10 protein-coding genes are annotated in these 16395 nt (G+C 57.6%); 9 read left to right on the forward strand and 1 reads right to left on the reverse strand.

The window, feature by feature from the left end; genetic code table 11:
- Window positions 1-269: 269 nt before the first annotated feature.
- Complete coding sequence (locus tag HMPREF1207_RS17130; protein ID WP_009672247.1) at window positions 270-1334, reverse strand: FUSC family protein; 1065 nt, start codon at window positions 1332-1334, stop codon at window positions 270-272.
- A gap of 223 nt (window positions 1335-1557) precedes the next feature.
- Between HMPREF1207_RS17130 and HMPREF1207_RS17135 the strand changes: the two genes are divergently transcribed.
- The 9 genes from HMPREF1207_RS17135 (at window position 1558) to HMPREF1207_RS17175 (ending at window position 16357) form a co-directional block, all read left to right on the forward strand.
- Window positions 1558-2553, forward strand: coding sequence for a Gfo/Idh/MocA family protein (locus HMPREF1207_RS17135; protein WP_009672064.1), 996 nt, complete (start codon window positions 1558-1560; stop codon window positions 2551-2553).
- A 343-nt stretch (window positions 2554-2896) separates the two neighbouring features.
- Window positions 2897-3844 carry a carbohydrate ABC transporter permease gene (locus HMPREF1207_RS17140; RefSeq protein WP_009672143.1) on the forward strand — a complete coding sequence of 316 codons (948 nt, stop codon included), beginning with the start codon at window positions 2897-2899 and terminating at the stop codon, window positions 3842-3844.
- A gap of 12 nt (window positions 3845-3856) precedes the next feature.
- Complete coding sequence (locus HMPREF1207_RS17145; protein ID WP_009672256.1) at window positions 3857-4693, forward strand: carbohydrate ABC transporter permease; 837 nt, start codon at window positions 3857-3859, stop codon at window positions 4691-4693.
- Between the two features lie 138 nt (window positions 4694-4831).
- Window positions 4832-6166: an ABC transporter substrate-binding protein gene (locus HMPREF1207_RS17150; RefSeq protein ID WP_009672123.1), complete on the forward strand. Its 1335-nt coding sequence runs from the start codon at window positions 4832-4834 to the stop codon at window positions 6164-6166.
- Between the two features lie 136 nt (window positions 6167-6302).
- Window positions 6303-8042: a sensor histidine kinase gene (locus tag HMPREF1207_RS17155; protein WP_009672037.1), complete on the forward strand. Its 1740-nt coding sequence runs from the start codon at window positions 6303-6305 to the stop codon at window positions 8040-8042.
- Window positions 8035-9627, forward strand: a complete 1593-nt coding sequence (locus HMPREF1207_RS17160) for a response regulator transcription factor (protein ID WP_009672091.1) — start codon at window positions 8035-8037, stop codon at window positions 9625-9627. Before HMPREF1207_RS17155 ends, HMPREF1207_RS17160 begins: the two co-directional genes overlap by 8 nt.
- A 201-nt stretch (window positions 9628-9828) precedes the next feature.
- Window positions 9829-10971: a glycoside hydrolase family 88 protein gene (locus HMPREF1207_RS17165; protein WP_009672149.1), complete on the forward strand. Its 1143-nt coding sequence runs from the start codon at window positions 9829-9831 to the stop codon at window positions 10969-10971.
- Window positions 10968-13421, forward strand: a complete 2454-nt coding sequence (locus tag HMPREF1207_RS17170; RefSeq protein WP_009672227.1) for an alginate lyase family protein — start codon at window positions 10968-10970, stop codon at window positions 13419-13421. Before HMPREF1207_RS17165 ends, HMPREF1207_RS17170 begins: the two co-directional genes overlap by 4 nt.
- Before the next feature lie 119 nt (window positions 13422-13540).
- Window positions 13541-16357 carry a beta-galactosidase gene (locus tag HMPREF1207_RS17175; protein ID WP_016423839.1) on the forward strand — a complete coding sequence of 939 codons (2817 nt, stop codon included), beginning with the start codon at window positions 13541-13543 and terminating at the stop codon, window positions 16355-16357.
- The last annotated feature ends 38 nt before the right edge of the window (window positions 16358-16395 follow it).

The raw sequence follows: 16395 nt of genomic DNA on the forward strand, positions 1-16395 counted from the left end.
TCGGTAAATGCGAAGTCGTCCGGAAACGTTTCTTCTTTGAAAAGGGGCGGCTGAGCCGGTTGATTATTCGGGAGTGAAGCCTCACAACGGCTCCGGTCGCATACAGCCCGGTCGCATAACGCACGGACCGCAAACATAAAAAGCGCCTCCCGCCGGTAGCCGACGGGCAGGCGCTTTTTCGCTCATGGGCGGGCAGCACGGGAGGCGCCGGCAGAACCTGCTTCCGCGAGCATTGTGCCGGTGCCCGTGACGGGACTGCCGCTGCGGCTTCAGCCCGCCGGATGATCGAACAGCTTGCTGCGCAGAGCGGTTCCGAGCCGTTTGACGGGCGCGTGTCTGAAAGCGGGCCGCGCATCGACGGCACGGCGGCTCGCTTCCAGCTCCCGCGCGTAGTCCGCCATCGCTTCGTACGCCTGGTAGTACGGGAACAGGCGCGCGATGTCTTCGGCTCCGGTCCGGCCGTCCTGGACGGCGGCGGGCTTCAGGACGGGAAGCAGATAACGGAGGGGGATGGACCGTCCCCGCTCCGTTGTTCTCTCCTGAGCGCGGATGAGAAGTCCGAGCACTCGGATGAGACGGACCGCTTCGGGATGGGACAGATCCGCTTTCTGGAGTGCTTTGACGAGATCGCGGATGCGCTCAATCATCGTCTCGTAGGTTTGGAAAAGCTCCCCGGCGCCGGGATCTTCCCCGCGGCTCAGCCAGCGGTCTTCGCGGACGAGCTGGGAGACGGCTTTGCCGCTCTCGATATACGAGCGGACTTCTTCGATCTGCAGCCGCATGTCCGGCTTGTAAGGCGTCATTTTGCCTGCCCGCAGGTCGATCTGGATGTAATAAAACAGAACGCGCAGCATCGTCTCGGACTTCGCCAGAAGCACGTCTTCCCGTTCCCGGTGCACGGGTTTGCGGATCGCGTTGACGGCGGTCCCGACGGTCATCCCTACAAGGACAAGCAGGAACTGGTTGTAGGCGGCCATCCCTCCGGTCAGCTCGTCGGCTGTACCCATCGTGTTCACGGTTACGATGACGGCGAGCGCCAGGGATGCCGTGCGGCCGAGCTTGACGTGAAGCGCCATGACGACCAGAGCGGCGGCCGCGATAACGAGCGGGCCGCTGCCCAGCGTCAGGACCGCCGTAATACCCAGTGCCGAGGCCAGCAGGGCGCTGGCCATATGGGATAAGGTATGATGGAGCGAACGGTAGACGGACGGCTGAACGGCCAGCATCGATACGATGCCTGCGAAATGATCCGGTTCCAGATGGAGGAGCCGGGCGATCGTTATGCTGACGGCAATCGCAATCACGGTCTTGACGACACGCAAACCAACAAACATGAGGGCAGCTCCTTCCTGATTTTATGTTAGTTATACTAACACGAAATAAGAGTTTGGAGTACATGTTTATAAAAATATATATTTTATGTTAATTAAACTAACATAAATATAACAAAATACTCCGCTAAATCTTGTTGCCGAGCGCCAGCGCTATTTTGCCGATAGTACCAGCCATGATAAACTAGAACACGTACATACCGCTTCAACAGAAAGGGAGACGAGGATGATCAGATTTGCAGTCGTAGGAACGAACTGGATTACGGAAGAGCTCATTCATGCCGGCCGGGAATCGGAAGACTTCCGGCTTACCGGGGTTTATTCCCGCACGGCGGAGCGCGCGCGGCAATTTGCGGACAAATTCGATATCCCGCATATATATACGGACCTGGAAACCATGGCGCAAAGCGGCGAATTCGACGCGGTCTATATCGCCAGCCCCAATTCTTTTCACGCCGAGCAGGCCATTGCGTTGATGAAGGGCGGCAAGCATGTGCTGTGCGAGAAACCTATCGCTTCCAATACACGGGAACTCCGCGCGATGATCGAGGCGGCGAAGGAGAACAAGGTGCTGCTGATGGAAGCTTTGAAATCCACGCTGCTTCCGAACTTCAAGGCCATCCGGGACAATCTTCACAAAATCGGTCCGGTACGCCGGTATTTCGGCAGCTACTGCCAGTATTCTTCGCGCTATGACGCGTACAAGCAGGGCACCGTTCTGAACGCGTTCAATCCCGTTTTTTCCAACGGGTCCATGATGGATCTCGGAGTATACTGCGTGCATCCGGCCGTTCAGCTGTTCGGCAAACCGGATGCCGTCAAGGCGGGCGGCATGCTGCTGGAGTCGGGTGTGGACGGAGAGGGCAGCGTGCTGCTCAAGTACGGGGAGATGGACGCCGTTATCATGCATTCGAAAATTACGCATTCCTATCAGTCCTCGGAGATTCAGGGCGAGAACGGCACGATGGTAATCGACAAGATCAGCCAGCCGGAAAAAGTCGAAATCCGCTACAGGGACGGCTCCGTGGAGGATCTTACGCAGCCTCAGATCGCGCGAAACATGTATTACGAGGTTCAGGAATTTATAGACCTGATCCGGGACGGCAAGACGGAATCCGCCGTCAATTCCCACGAGGTTTCGCTGACCGCGATGGAAATTATGGACGAAGCCCGCAGGCAAATCGGGCTTGTGTTCCCGGCGGACGAGAAAACATCCGTGTGACAGAGCAGTTGTCTCAAGTACTGGTAATAAACCGGAATAACCACGGTCGCCGAGACCGTGGTTATTTGCTGCGGATTTGAGGCTACCCCGTCAGGGTAACGAGACTGATCTTGCCGCCGTTTTTTTCAAACACACTCGGATCTGAGCCGGTCGTCCTCTTCTAGCCCTTCTTCTCAATCTCCTTCCGGCAACCGTCCGGCAATCGTTTTTCTCCTTGAGTTCCTTCAGGCGTCCCCCGAAAGCAAAGTCAAAATAATGCACATTTAGGTCAGAATCCGAATCGGTCCCGTCCGTCCGGCCATCGTATAGTGAAGGTACCATCAAGGTAGAGAGGTGCTTGAGTATGAAACTGGACAGCTCGAATGTGAGCAGGGCGGCCGCGTCGGCTCCCAAGAAGCCGTTTTGGAATCACCGGAGGAAAGAAGCGACGATAGGCTGGCTGTTTCTGTCCCCGGAGCTGATCGGCATTGTGCTGCTGTATTTATTCCCGGTCTTATTTTCCCTTTATATGAGCTTATGCGACTGGAACCTGCTGGGCGGGATGTCTTCCGTCAAATTCGTCGGTCTGCAAAACTATGTGGAAATGTTTCAGGACGATAAGGTTCTTGCCGCGATCAAAAACAACTTGATCTACACCGTTCTTACGGTACCGGTCGGCATGGCGCTGTCACTGGTGCTCGCGGTGCTGATTCACACGAAAGTGTACGCGCAGAGCTATTTTAAAGTGGCGTTTTTTATTCCGTACATTTCGTCGATCATCGCGGTCGGTGCGGTCTGGAGCGCTTTGTACCACCCTTCGCTGGGACCGATTAACGGCTTTCTGAAAAGCATGGGAATCGACAATCCGCCGATGTGGCTGGCCGATCCGAAGTATGCCCTGCTGTCCATCGCGATTATCGCCATTTGGGCGGGACTGGGCTATCAGATCATTATTTATATGGCGGGCCTGTCCGGAATCCCGGACGATATGTACGAAGCCGCCAGCATCGACGGCGCGAGCTCCCTGCAGAAGTTTTATAAAATCACGATGCCGATGCTCGGCCCGACGAATACGTTTCTGTTTATCACGCTGCTGATGGGTTCGTTCAAGGTATTCGATCTGATCGCCTTCCTGACGAGCGGCGGACCCAATAACGCTTCCACGGTGCTGGTGTACCGGATTTACGAAGAAGGCTTCCGCAACTTCCGGATGGGCTACGCTTCTTCGATTTCGTGGCTGCTGTTCGCCATTGTCGGCATTATCACTCTGATTTCCTGGCAGATTCAGAAGCGCCAGGTTCACTACGGATAGGAGGAAGCACGTATGAGTCTGCGCAAATTCGACTTCTGGAAATTGTTTAACACCGTGATTATCGGCCTGTTCTCCCTGTGCTTTCTCATTCCGCTCCTGTGGATGACCTCGGCGGCCATGAAATACGAGAAGGACGTCATGGTCTTCCCGATCCAGTGGATTCCGCAGGCATGGAACGCGTTAGGGAACTTCAAGGCCGTCTGGGCCGGCAATGTCCCGTTTCACCTGTTTTATTTTAACTCTATCAAACTGTCCGTAATCGTTACGGCTCTGACGCTGATCATCTCCTCGATGGCCGCGTTCTCGTTCACGAAGCTGAACTTCCGGGGACGCAATATCGCGTTTACGCTGCTTCTGACCTTTATGATCGTGCCGGAACAGGCAACGCTGATTCCCCGCTTCCTGCTGATCCGCTGGCTTGGCCTGTACGATACGCATCTGGCGCTGATCCTGATGATGATGTTCTCGATCTATTTCACATTCTTGCTGCGGCAGTTTATGATGAGCATACACAGCGACTTCATCGAAGCCGCCAAAATCGACGGCGCGGGTTACTTCCGCATTTACTGGCAGATTATGCTGCCGCTCTGCAAGCCGATTCTTGCGACAGTCGCGATCATCAAATTCATCTGGACGTGGAACGACTACCAGATGCCGCTTATTTTCCTGCTGGACAAAGAGCTTTATCCGATTACGCTCGGTATTCAGCTCTTCAAGGACGATTATGCGGACAACTTCGCGGTGCTCATGATGGCTTCTTTATCCGCCATTATCCCGCTTCTGGTTATTTTTATCGCCCTGCAAAAACACGTGATCAAGGGTATTGCCCTCGGCGGTGTGAAAGGATAGTGCCGAACGCGCAAAATCGTGCACAGAGTCAAAATTGTTCACGGAAGTAGTCAAATTGTTGCACAACGTTTGCCCGGCGCGGGGGCTATAATACCGATTGTAAAGGAAAACACATACAGGTTGAGGGGGAACAACACAATGAAAAAGGCGACGGCATGGGTACTTATCTGCGTCATGTTGGCCATCACGGTTCTCAGCGGCTGCGGCAAGTCCGAAGAAGGCTCCGCAGGCAAAGACAGCTCCGGCAAACCGGTCACCATCAAGTATTACAACTGGGATAACGAAACCCAGGCGCAATCGACCAAGAAATATATCGATCAATTCCAGGAAAAATATCCGAACATCAAAGTTCAGCATATTTCTCTGGTACCGGGGAACTCCCTGGAGTCTCTCAAAAAGCTCGACGTCCTGCTGACATCCGGCGAGAAAGTCGATGTCGTCATGTTCCCGAGCATCAGCGAGCTGGATACGCGTGTAGCCAACAAAGTGCTGGCTCCGCTGGATGAATTTTACGCTAAAGACAACGTGAAGCCGGAAGAAGAGTACTTTGTCAATCCGAAGTTTGAAGGCAAGTATTACGGCATCCAAAACAACATCACGACCAACTTCGTGCTTCTGAATAAAGACGCTCTGGACGAAGCGGGCCTGCCGGTTCCGAAACTGGGCTGGACGTGGGACGAATTCCGCGAATACGCCAAGAAGCTGAACAAAGGCGAAGGCACGGAAAAACGCTACGGCGCTTACTTCCACAACTGGCCGATGTACGCCAACCCGGACGCGCAAATTTACATGCAGCATCCGTTCCTGACGGAAGAAGGCAAAACGAACTTCGACAGCCCGACCTACACGTATTTCTTCAATCTCCGCCGCGCGATGGAGAAGGAAGACAAGACGGCGAAGCCTTACGCGGACGTGATCGGCGCGAAACTGAACTACCGCGCGGAATTCTTTAACCAGAAAGCGGCTATGCTGCTGTCCGGTTCCTGGATGATCAGCGAAATCGGGGATACGCAAAAATTCCCGCATACGTTCAAAACGGCCGTCGCGCCGGTACCGGTTCAAAAGAAAGGCGATTCGACCGATATGTTCATGGGGGGCAACTACATGTCCGTAGGCGCAAGCTCCGAGCATAAACAGGAAGCCTACCAGTTCATGCGCTTCATGTCCACGAACCTGACGGACGCGCGCGCCGAGCTTCCGGGCTGGAAGAAAGGCGATGCCAAGCCGCTTGCGGAACGTATGATCGGCCAGAACAAGGACCTGTACGATGTGGATTCCCTGATGTACACGCTATTCGGTGCAGGCATTAAGGCCCTGCCGCCATCCAAGAACAGCATTTCTTACGCGGCTGCTCTGGACAAAATCCTGACAGACGGATTCAGCATGTTCATTCTGGACAACAAGAAAGTGGAAGACGTTCAGAAATGGATGGTAGACGAAGCGAACAAGGTCATCGAGAAAAATAAAAAGTAATTCAAGGACGATTCTGCGGCAAAGACCTCCTGAACTGGGGGTTTTTGCCGTAGCCCGTTTTCGGGCGTTCTTGGTATAGTGAGAAAAACACCCGGTACGAAAGCGCTTGCGAAGGTCCGGACAGAGGAGGAGCGCCATGCTGCAGAGCTCGTTTTACCGCAAAATACAATTCTCGTTCCTGATCTTCATCCTGCTGCCGATCGTGACCGTATCCTCGCTCGCTTACATCACGATCAAACGGACCACCATGGATAAAATGGAAGCGGCCAACCAGTCGATTCTGCAGCTGATGACCAAGGACATCGAGAAATTGCTGGACGATATCTCCTTCGCTTCGCATTTTTACGTGCAAAATGTGGAGATTCGGGACAACCTCCGCGAAATTCAAGGCATGACCGGTATTCATACCTTTGACGATTTCAATAAGTATACCAAAATCCGCAACAGCTACGATCAGGTGTCGATTAACGCCTTGAACAAGTATGTGCGGCTGTTCCTGGTTAACGATACGGGCTTTATCGTACCGTATATGGACGTGGGGAGCGGGCAGACGCTGCCGCAGATGGAGAGCGACTGGAAGACGGTCAAGCCGCGGATTGTGCTGGACAACCCGACCAGCATCCAATGGCTCGGAACGGTCGCGGGATCGGGTCCGGATAAGGACACGTACTACTACTTGTCGAGGGTTATCCGGGACTCGGAAACCGGAAGCCTGCTCGGAACGCTGATGATCGGCATTTCCAGCACGTACTTCGATCCGTACTTTTCGTCGTCGACTTCCGGCCAGTTTACGCTTTTCGAGAAGAACGGGCAGCGCATCGCGGGCAATGCCTCCATCGCTTATTCGGAGCAGGAGCTTCCGAGAAAACAGGGAGAGCGGAATATCCGCAGCGAGGCGGTCATCGCCCAGGGCAACTGGAAGCTGGTGTACGAGACGCCGGAGAAAACGGCCACGGGACAAATTACGCAAACGTTCTTTGTCAGCGCCATGGCCGTAGCGGTGTTTATTATCATGTTCCTGATGCTGTCCTTCTTCCTAGCGCGCAGCCTTCACCGCCCGATCCGCAAGCTTCAGCGGATTGCGCACCAATTCGGGGAAGGGAACCGCAGCATCCGCTTCCCGGATAAAGGCAGAGACGAAATCAGCGATCTCGGCCGCTCCTTTAACTCGATGCTCGACGAGATCAACGGGCTTATCGCCGGCATCGAAACCGAGCAGGAGCAGAAGCGCGTGCTGGAGCTGCAGGCCTTGTTCGCCCAGATCCGGCCGCATTTTCTTCTCAATACGCTGAATTCGATCAAATGCAGTCTGTACGTGTCGGACGACAGGCTGCACGGGCGGATGATCGATTCGCTGAGCAGCTTGCTCCGCGCTTATATGAGAGTGAACGAGCCGTCCACGCTGCTAAGCGAGAGCGTACTTTTGAAGCATTACCTGGAGATCATGAACATGCGCAATGATCTAGCGCTGGAGCTTTCCGTCCGGATTCCGGCCGAGCTTGAGAGACAGCCGATGCCGATGCTGCTGCTCCAGCCGATCGTCGAGAACGCGGTGGTGCACGGCTTCGTCGACAAGGAGGAGGGCGGTTCCATTGCGCTCACGGCAGAACGCGCGCAGGATCGGATCATGATCCGCATCTCCGATAACGGCAGAGGAATGTCGGACGGGCAGCTCAGGGAGCTGCAGGCCGTGCTGAACCAAGACCCGGACCAGCAGTCCTCGTACCGCCGTGTCGGCCTGCTTAACGTGCTGCAGCGTATGCGGCTGACCTACGGCATGTCGGCGGAGATGGGAATGGAGCGCAGCGAAAGCGGGGGCGTGACAGTGCGGCTGTCATTCCCGATTCAACCTTCAGAGGGGGAGAGCCATGTATAACGTCATGCTGATCGACGACGATGTGCCGATGCTGAAATATTTGCACAAACTGATTGACTGGGAAACGTGCGGTCTTCACGTAGCCGGAGAAACTTACTCCAGCGTGCGGGCGCTGCAGATGTTCAAGGAGCTGCTGCCCGACATTGTCGTGACCGATATCGGTCTGCCGCAGATGAACGGGCTGGAGCTTGCCGCCCAGTTCTCGAGTATCAAGCCGGGAGTCCGGATTATTTTTCTGACCTGCCACGAGGATTTTCATTATGCCAAACAAGCGCTGCTGCTTAACGCCGACGATTATCTCATCAAGGACGAGCTGACGGAAGACCAGCTTCTCCGAAGCCTGAAGCAGTCCGTGGGACGGATTCAGCAGTCCGTCGTCAGTCTGGAGCAGGTGTCTTACCGGGAGGACGTAAACCGCAACCGGGATCTGCTGAAGGAATCTCTGTTTCAGCGGCTGATCAAGGGAACGGAGGCGGACGGCCTGCTCGGATACGCCGAGCGTCTCGGAGTGGAATGGAAGCATCCGGCTTACGCACTGCTGCTTGGGCACTTGTCTCTTGCCGGTCTTCCCGAAAAATACGCGAGCCGGGACATGCCGCTTTTGCGCTACGGCGTTTACAACATCGCGTGCGAGGTGGCCCAGACGTACGAAGGCGTCACGGTTTTCAACACGGGCGATTTTCTCGTCATTCTGCTCAATTACCGGCCCGGGCTGACGTTTAACGAAAAGCAGTACCTCTACGATTACACGGCCGATCTGCGGGACAAGTGCGACCGGTTTCTGCATGTGGGCTTGCGGTTTTTAACCAGCCCGGCGAGGCTGGAACTGTCTTCGGCCGGCCCGACCTTCCGGAGCATGGTCAAGAACCGGTACCGCTTCTACTACGCGGACTCGGGATATGTCGCGCCGAAGTTCGACGACGGGTCGGAGGTGTACTATTTGCCCGCGGAAGGGCTGTTCGGGCAGGAGCTCGAAGACATCGGGGCGGCCGCGGCCCATCGCGACCATGCGCTGCTGGAGGGGGCGATCGAACGCATCCGCCGGACGGCGTGCGGCAAGCTGGCCGATCCCGAGGAGCTGAACCGGCTGTGCGTCCGGAAGGCCCGCCAGCTGTTTATTCAGCAGGCCCGGCCCGGCGCGGACACGGAGGAAGACGAATGGATTCCGTATCTGCAGACGGCTCTGCACGTCGATGATGCGCTCGCCGTCTTCGGCTGGATGATTCAGCGGCTCATGATCGGAGTCGATACGGGGGCCGCTCCTGCCGTGAAAGAGCCGAAGCTGCAGGTGATCGACGATTACATTTACCGGCACCTGGGAGAGAACGTAAGCTCGATCGACGTGGCGGAGCACCTGTTCATGAATCCGAGCTATTTCTCCCGGTACTTCAAACGCCTGACGGGTGAGAGCTTCACCGATTACGCGCATCGGTACAAGGTGAAAATCGCCTGCAAGGCGCTTCAGATGTCGGAAGACCCGGTGGAGCTGATTGCCGCCAAGCTCGGCTATTCGGACCGGACTTATTTTTCCAAAGTGTTTAAAAAGTACACCGGCCGGACGCCGCGAGAGTATCGGGAGAGATAACCCGGTGCTCTTTTTTTGTGTAAAAAAAGGCCGTCCGTCGGCTTGTGAGAGACCCGCGGGCATGTTGCGGAACCCCAGGTCAAAATAGTGCACATCCCTGCCAAAATCACACCTGTGTCGGAGGTGCGGCTCCCGTTACAATGGACGCATCACACTCAGATTGTTAAAGGACAGGTTTTCAGACGGGAAAGGGGAATGGCCATGTGGAAGGCGGCAATTGAAGATGCGGTGCTCAAAACGCGCCGGAATATCGGGAAGTTCGGCGACAAGTTCCCGCACGTGAGCGACGGTGGCAGTTACGAACTCCGGGATAACGACGAATGGACATGCGGATTTTGGCCGGGCATGCTCTGGCTCTGTTACGAATATACAAAGGACGAAGTGTTTCTGGAAGCGGCGCGGAGCACCGTAAGCGGCATGAAAAAACGGATGGAAGAGAACAAGGTGCTGGCCCATCACGATATCGGATTTCTGTACTCGCTTTCCTCCAAAGCGGAATGGATCATACTCGGGGACGAGGACGCCAAAAATTTGACGCTGGAGGCGGCCGACAAGCTGCTCGAACGCTGGAACGACAAGGGGCAGTTTATTCAGGCTTGGGGCCCCATGGGTGACGAAACAGAGGGCGGCCGCATCATTATCGATTGTCTGCTTAACCTGCCGCTGCTTTATTGGGCTTACGAGCAAACGGGGGACGAAAAATACCGCAATACCGCCGTTATTCAGGCGGATAAAAGCAGACGGTTCCTCGTGCGCGGGGACGACAGCTCTTACCATACGTTCTTTTTCGAGCCGGTTACGGGGGAACCGATCGGAGGCGCGACTCATCAGGGCTTTACGAACGGTTCCACATGGAGCCGCGGCCAGGCATGGGGCGTATACGGTTTTGCCCTGTCGTATCGGTATACCGGCAATGCGGCGTACCTGGAAACGTCCAAGCGGATGGCGCGCTACTTCGCGTCCCAACTGCCGGAGGACTCCGTGGCGTATTGGGATTTCTATGCGGAAGTAACGCCGGAGACACCTCGGGACAGCTCGGCTTCAGCTATCGTTGCCGCGGGTTTGCATGAGCTGATCGGACTCCTGGAGCCGGATGACCCGGACCGGGCCGAGTTTGCGGATCTGCTGGAACGTTCGCTTGCTTCTCTCGTGAAAAACTATTCGACGACCGGCGAACCCGAAGCGGAAGGGCTGCTTAAGCACGGGTCCTATCATGTACGGGGAAATCTCGGCCTCGATGACTATATGGTGTGGGGCGACTACTATTATCTGGAAGCCTTGATGCGCATGGAACGGAACATTCCAGGTTACTGGTATGACCGCAAGGAGCGGACCTTAGGATGAAGAGCGGCCGGATATGGGAAGGGTCGAATGCCGGACAGCCGGAGCTTGCCGCCGCTGCCGCCTCGCTTTTGGAGCCGGGCGGAGAGAGACGGAACGAAGCCAATGATACGCTGAAAAGGCATTACGAAACACGCACCTCTCCGGTGCTGTTTATCCGCCGAGAAGAACGAGAGCGGCTTGTGAGTCATGTCCGTAATCATTACGGGGAAGACATGCGGGAAGTGTTGGCCTCCGCCGAACGCGTTGCCGCGAACACGTTCCTCTTCCGCGGGGAATGGGACATGGAGCCGACTTGCGTTCCGGTCACCTTCGCGGAGAACATCGACTGGCAGCATGTGCCTGCAGGCGATGTGGAGTGGGCTTACATGTTGAATCGGCATGCGTACTGGGTCGATCTGGGGCAGGCGTACCTGGTCACGGGCGACGGCAAGTACGCGGAAGCGTTCTGCGTGCAGCTGGACGACTGGCTGCGCCGCAATCCCGTGCCCGCCGGTCCGGCGGAAGCGTCCGCCACTCTGGCGTGGCGGACAATCGAGGCGGGGCTCCGCTGCATCAACTGGATCCGGGCGTACGAGTGCTTCCGGGACTATCCGGGATTCACGGCGGAGCTGTTCGGCCGGATGCTGGTTTCGCTGCATGAACACGGCGAGTATATTGCCGGGGCTTTCGATCCCTGGAGGCGCCTCAGCAACTGGGGCGTGCTCGAAAACGCGGGCCTCTTTGCGCTCGGCGTATTTATGCCCGAGTTCCGAAATGCGGCGTTCTGGCTGGAAGTAAGCGCCGACCGGCTGCGGCAGACGGCCGCACTCCAGATCGGCCGCGACGGCTTGCACTGGGAGCAGTCCCCGCTCTACCATAATGAAGTTTTTTTCCAATATATGCATGTGCTGCACCTCGCTGAAAATAACGGCATCGGATTGTATCCCGAGTGGATCTCGGCCGTGAGGCGTATGGCGAAGGCGAATCTGTATTCCGTGAAGCCGAGCGGCAGACAGCTGATGAAAGGCGACAGCGACGACAACGATATGCGCGACGCTTTGACCGCGGGCGCGATCCAGTTCGGGGATGCGGAGCTGAAATACGCCGGCCACGCCCGCGTGGATCTGGCGAATCTGTGGCTGTACGGCCTGCATAAGGCGGAAGCTTACGAGCGCCTGACGCCGGTACGGCCGGAAGCGGCATCCCGCGCGTTCGAGGAAGCCGGGCAGTATGTCATGCGCTCGGATTGGGAGCCGGACGCCCGGTTCGCCAGCATGAACTGCGGGCCGATGGGCGGCGGTCACGGCCATGCGGATATGCTGCATGTGGATCTCTGCGCATACGGCCGGGATTTGCTGATGGACCCCGGCCGCTACACGTATTACGGCGGGGATGAGTTCCGCCGGTATTTCAAGCTGGGAGCCGCCCACAACACGACCCTCGTGGACGGCAAAGAATTTACGGAGTACCTCGACACGTGGGACTACGGCCGTATTGCGGCTCCGCTGGGAACCCGGTGGTCATCGGGACCTGCGGCCGACTATGCGGAAGGCAGCCACGACGGCTATCTTCATCTGGCCGATCCCGTTATCCCCAAGCGCCGCCTCATCTTCGTCAAGCCGGACTACTGGCTGCTGGCCGACAGCTTCCGCTGCGGGGACGCGCACCGCTTCGAGCAGCGGTTCCACTTTGCGCCCGGCCAGGTGCGCGTCGAAGAGCGGGGAGTCAGCTTTACGACGGAGGACGGAGCGGCGGGGCTGCACTTGCTGCCGGTTACGCGGACGCCGCTTCTGACGGAAACGGCGCCGGGGATCGGTGGAAACAGCGCCGGAGCTCCGGCAGAGAAGGCGGCGTACGAGCGGAGCATCGGGTGCAGCGATCAAGCGGGGATAACGGCCGGCCAAACGACGGCAGGAGCTCCGGCACAGGCGGGTACAGACGTCAGCGGGGCAGGCGCACAGCCACATGCGGCCGCCGGCACATCGCCGCGGGCGGAAACGGATGAGGGCGGCCCGGCCTCCCTCACCGTGCCCACTCCCGGCGAGGGAGCGGTTCCCGCGGGCATCGGCGCAGCCGGACGCGGCCCGCTGCTCGTCCGGACGGAGGACGCCTACGTGTCCTACCGGTATAACGAGATGACGCCCGCTCCGGCCGTAACCTTCTCCTGCGGCTCGACGGGCCCGGCTTCCATGATGCAGGTGCTTTACCCGGTCCGTCCCGGAAAGACGGAGGTTCCGGTCGTAGAGCAGGCGGCCGTCTTCACTTACAACGGAGCCAAAGTGCCCGACTCTGTCGCAGAAGCCTGCCGCCTGACTTGGACGAGTACGGGGGAGCAGCATATTGTGGTGGTCTGCCACCAGACGCCATCGACGAGCATTATGTCTTACGTCGTGGAGGGCGTTCAAATTTTCGGCGAAGTTGTGCTCATTAAAAAAACGCCGGAAGGCATCGAAACAATCAACGTAAGATAGCATAAAACAAACGGCGGAATATTTTTCCTTTAATGTTGTATATAGATGAAAAAATCTTAATAACGAATTGAAAATGTCTCCTGGAAGGAGACATTTTCTCATAAGGAGGTTACATGCGCATGACCCGTGTACAATACGACCGCAACAGCTGGATCATCGACGGCAGACGGGTATTTATTTTATCCGCCGCCGTCCATTATTTCCGTCTGCCGAGAGCGGAATGGGCGGAGGTGCTGGACAAGTCCAAGGAGGCCGGATGCAACTGCATCGAAACCTACGTTCCCTGGAACTGGCACGAAGAAGAGGAAGGGCAGTGGGATTTCAGCGGAGACAAAGATCTGGGAGCGTTCCTGGACCTCTGCGCCGAGCGCGGCCTGTACGTGATCGTGCGGCCGGGACCGTATATTTGCGCCGAATGGGATATGGGCGGTCTGCCCTACTGGCTGGAGCGGAAGCCGGATATGCAGTACCGGAAATTCCACCGGGAATTCCTGCATTACGTGGATCTCTACTGGGATCGTCTCGTACCGGTCGTTCTGCCCCGTCTTCTTTCGAATTCGGGCACCGTTATTATGGTTCAGGTGGAAAACGAATTCCAGGCGCTCGGCAAGCCGGATAAAGCGTATATGGAATATTTGCGGGACGGGCTGATAGAGCGGGGGATCGACGTTCCCCTGGTTACCTGCTACGGCGCTGTAGACGGAGCGGTCGAGTTCCGCAATTTCTGGTCTCATGCCGAGGAGCATGCCCGCACGCTGGAAGAGCGTTTCGCCGACCAACCCAAAGGCGTCCTGGAGTTCTGGATCGGCTGGTTCGAACAGTGGGGCGGACCGCGGGCCAATCAGAAAACCGCGTCCCAGGTGGAACGCAAGACGTACGAGTTGATTCGCGAGGGGTTTACGGCGATTAACTATTATATGTTTTTCGGCGGCACGAATTTCGGGCATTGGGGCGGCAGAACGATCGGGGAGCATACGTTTATGACGACCTCCTACGATTACGACGCTGCGCTCGACGAATATTTGAGACCCACGGCCAAATACAAAGCGCTGAAGCTTGTCCATGATTTCGTGCGCTGGATGGAGCCGCTTCTGACGGAAACGACCGGCAGCACGGCCTTTATCCCACTGGGCAAACACTCGTCCGCCAAAAAGAAATCCGGCCCGCAGGGCACGATTCTGTTTATTCATAACGACGATACGGAGCGCCTGAACGGGATGCTCGATCTGCAAAAGTTCGGAATCGGTTGTCCTCTTCCAGGAGACAACGATTCCATGCAAGCCAGGGCACTGCAGGCGGCCGGTCGGCACGACCACGCAGCCCCCGCTTCCGGCCAAGCCGCGAAGCCGATCTCCCCGCTCCCTTACACGGTGGAAGCGGGAGCTATCCTGCCGGTCGTATGCGGCGTGGAAATCGGTCGCACCGGGGCCGGCCAGCCGGTCACCCTGGAGGCGATGACCGGCTTTACGACGGGCTTCGACCGCGGCAGAGGCGCCGTGTACCACGAGGCGGGCCAGCAGTCCGCACTGGTTCTCTCCGCGGCCGGACTCACCGGCCTGGAAGCGGACTGTCCGCTGCCGCAGCGCGTTCGCACGGACGAAGAAGGCCGCCTCGTCTTCACGCTGTTCCACGGGAAACGTCCGCAGACGATCACGGTGAGACACGCCGGCGAGGAAATCGCCCGCATCACCGTGACGGACCGTGCGGCCGTCGAAGCGGAAGCGGCTTCTATTCCGGAGGCCCGGGGAACGGCCCCGGTTCTGACGGACTGGCAGCGGGCCGATGAGGAACCGGATGCCGAGAAGGAATTTGCCCGTGAAGCCGAAGGTCCGCTCGATTTCACGTCTTTCGGCCGGTTCAGCGGGTACCTGGCTTACGAGGCCGAGGTCGATTCCGCAGAGGAAGCGCTTCGTACGCTCACGCTTCCGCGCATCGAGGACCCGGCACGGGTCTACGTAAACGGCCGGTACGCCGGGCAAACAACGGAAATCGGAGCGGCGGCGTTCGATATCCCGCTTCGGCAGGGAGCCAACCGCCTGCGGATTCTCGTGCAGAATATGGGCCGCTACAATTTCACCCAGACGCTTGCCGAGCCGAAGGGGCTGAGCGCGATGCCGAGCCTGGGCGGAGCAAGCGCCGATTTGACGGAGGGCTGGCAGGTTGACGGCGCCGGGCGTGTCCATTCCTTGCGGGCGCTGCCGGAAATCGAAGGCCGGATCGGCCTGTACCGGACGCTGCATACCGGCAAAGAGTACGACAGCGGCGTCATCGTCGGGTACGGTTTATCCAGGCTGCGCGTAAACGGCCGTAAGGTCGTTCCTCAGCTCTGGAACGAGACGGCGTGGAACCGAGGCGAAGCCCCGTATGGGGTGGCGGACATCGGCGAGCTGCTCAGGGAGGGCTGCAACGAACTGGAATTCGACGCCGAAGGAATCAGCCATATTCCGAAAATGAAGCTTTACCTGTATGCTTCGGCTTCCCGTATTTCCGGCTGGGTTACGGCGGGCGCGGCCGATCCGCTCGGTGCGGCGAACTGGTCGGCACTGGAATCGGAGCCGGAGTCTGGGCCAAATGCGGCGGCAGCGCCGTCGCAGGAGGCGGTCCCGGACCGGGACAGGCTTCCCCGCTGGTTTAAAGCTGCTTTCGACTGGCCGGAACATAGCGGCGATGACAGCTTGAAGCGTACGGACAGCGTCCATGCGGAGCAAGCGGGCGAGCCGGACGGAGCCAAGCTGAAAATCACGCTCGACGGGCTCAGCAAAGGGATTTTGTGGGTGAACGGATTTTGCCTGGGCCGTTACTGGCAGATCGGTCCCCAGGAATCCTACAAGATTCCGGTCAGCCTGCTGAAGAAGCGCAACGAAGTCCTTTTCTATGACGAAGAGGGCTGTCATCCCGGCGGCGTCAGACTGGAACTTGTGGGCGGGCCCGCTTAAGCGGCCGGAATCGCCAAAATCTTTTCCAAAAGCAAAAG

The sequence above is a fragment of the Paenibacillus sp. HGH0039 genome (assembly GCF_000411255.1).
Taxonomy (GTDB): domain Bacteria; phylum Bacillota; class Bacilli; order Paenibacillales; family NBRC-103111; genus Paenibacillus_F.

Excerpts from the sequence above, each read along its gene's own strand:
- HMPREF1207_RS17155 (WP_009672037.1), top strand. The coding sequence starts at position 6,303 with ATGCTGCAGAGCTCGTTTTACCGCAAAATACAATTCTCGTTCCTGATC.
- HMPREF1207_RS17160 (WP_009672091.1), top strand. The coding sequence starts at position 8,035 with ATGTATAACGTCATGCTGATCGACGACGATGTGCCGATGCTGAAATAT.
- HMPREF1207_RS17150 (WP_009672123.1), top strand. The coding sequence starts at position 4,832 with ATGAAAAAGGCGACGGCATGGGTACTTATCTGCGTCATGTTGGCCATC.
- HMPREF1207_RS17135 (WP_009672064.1), top strand. The coding sequence starts at position 1,558 with ATGATCAGATTTGCAGTCGTAGGAACGAACTGGATTACGGAAGAGCTC.
- HMPREF1207_RS17165 (WP_009672149.1), top strand. The coding sequence starts at position 9,829 with ATGTGGAAGGCGGCAATTGAAGATGCGGTGCTCAAAACGCGCCGGAAT.
- HMPREF1207_RS17170 (WP_009672227.1), top strand. The coding sequence starts at position 10,968 with ATGAAGAGCGGCCGGATATGGGAAGGGTCGAATGCCGGACAGCCGGAG.
- HMPREF1207_RS17175 (WP_016423839.1), top strand. The coding sequence starts at position 13,541 with ATGACCCGTGTACAATACGACCGCAACAGCTGGATCATCGACGGCAGA.
- HMPREF1207_RS17145 (WP_009672256.1), top strand. The coding sequence starts at position 3,857 with ATGAGTCTGCGCAAATTCGACTTCTGGAAATTGTTTAACACCGTGATT.
- HMPREF1207_RS17140 (WP_009672143.1), top strand. The coding sequence starts at position 2,897 with ATGAAACTGGACAGCTCGAATGTGAGCAGGGCGGCCGCGTCGGCTCCC.
- HMPREF1207_RS17130 (WP_009672247.1), bottom strand. The coding sequence starts at position 1,334 with ATGTTTGTTGGTTTGCGTGTCGTCAAGACCGTGATTGCGATTGCCGTC.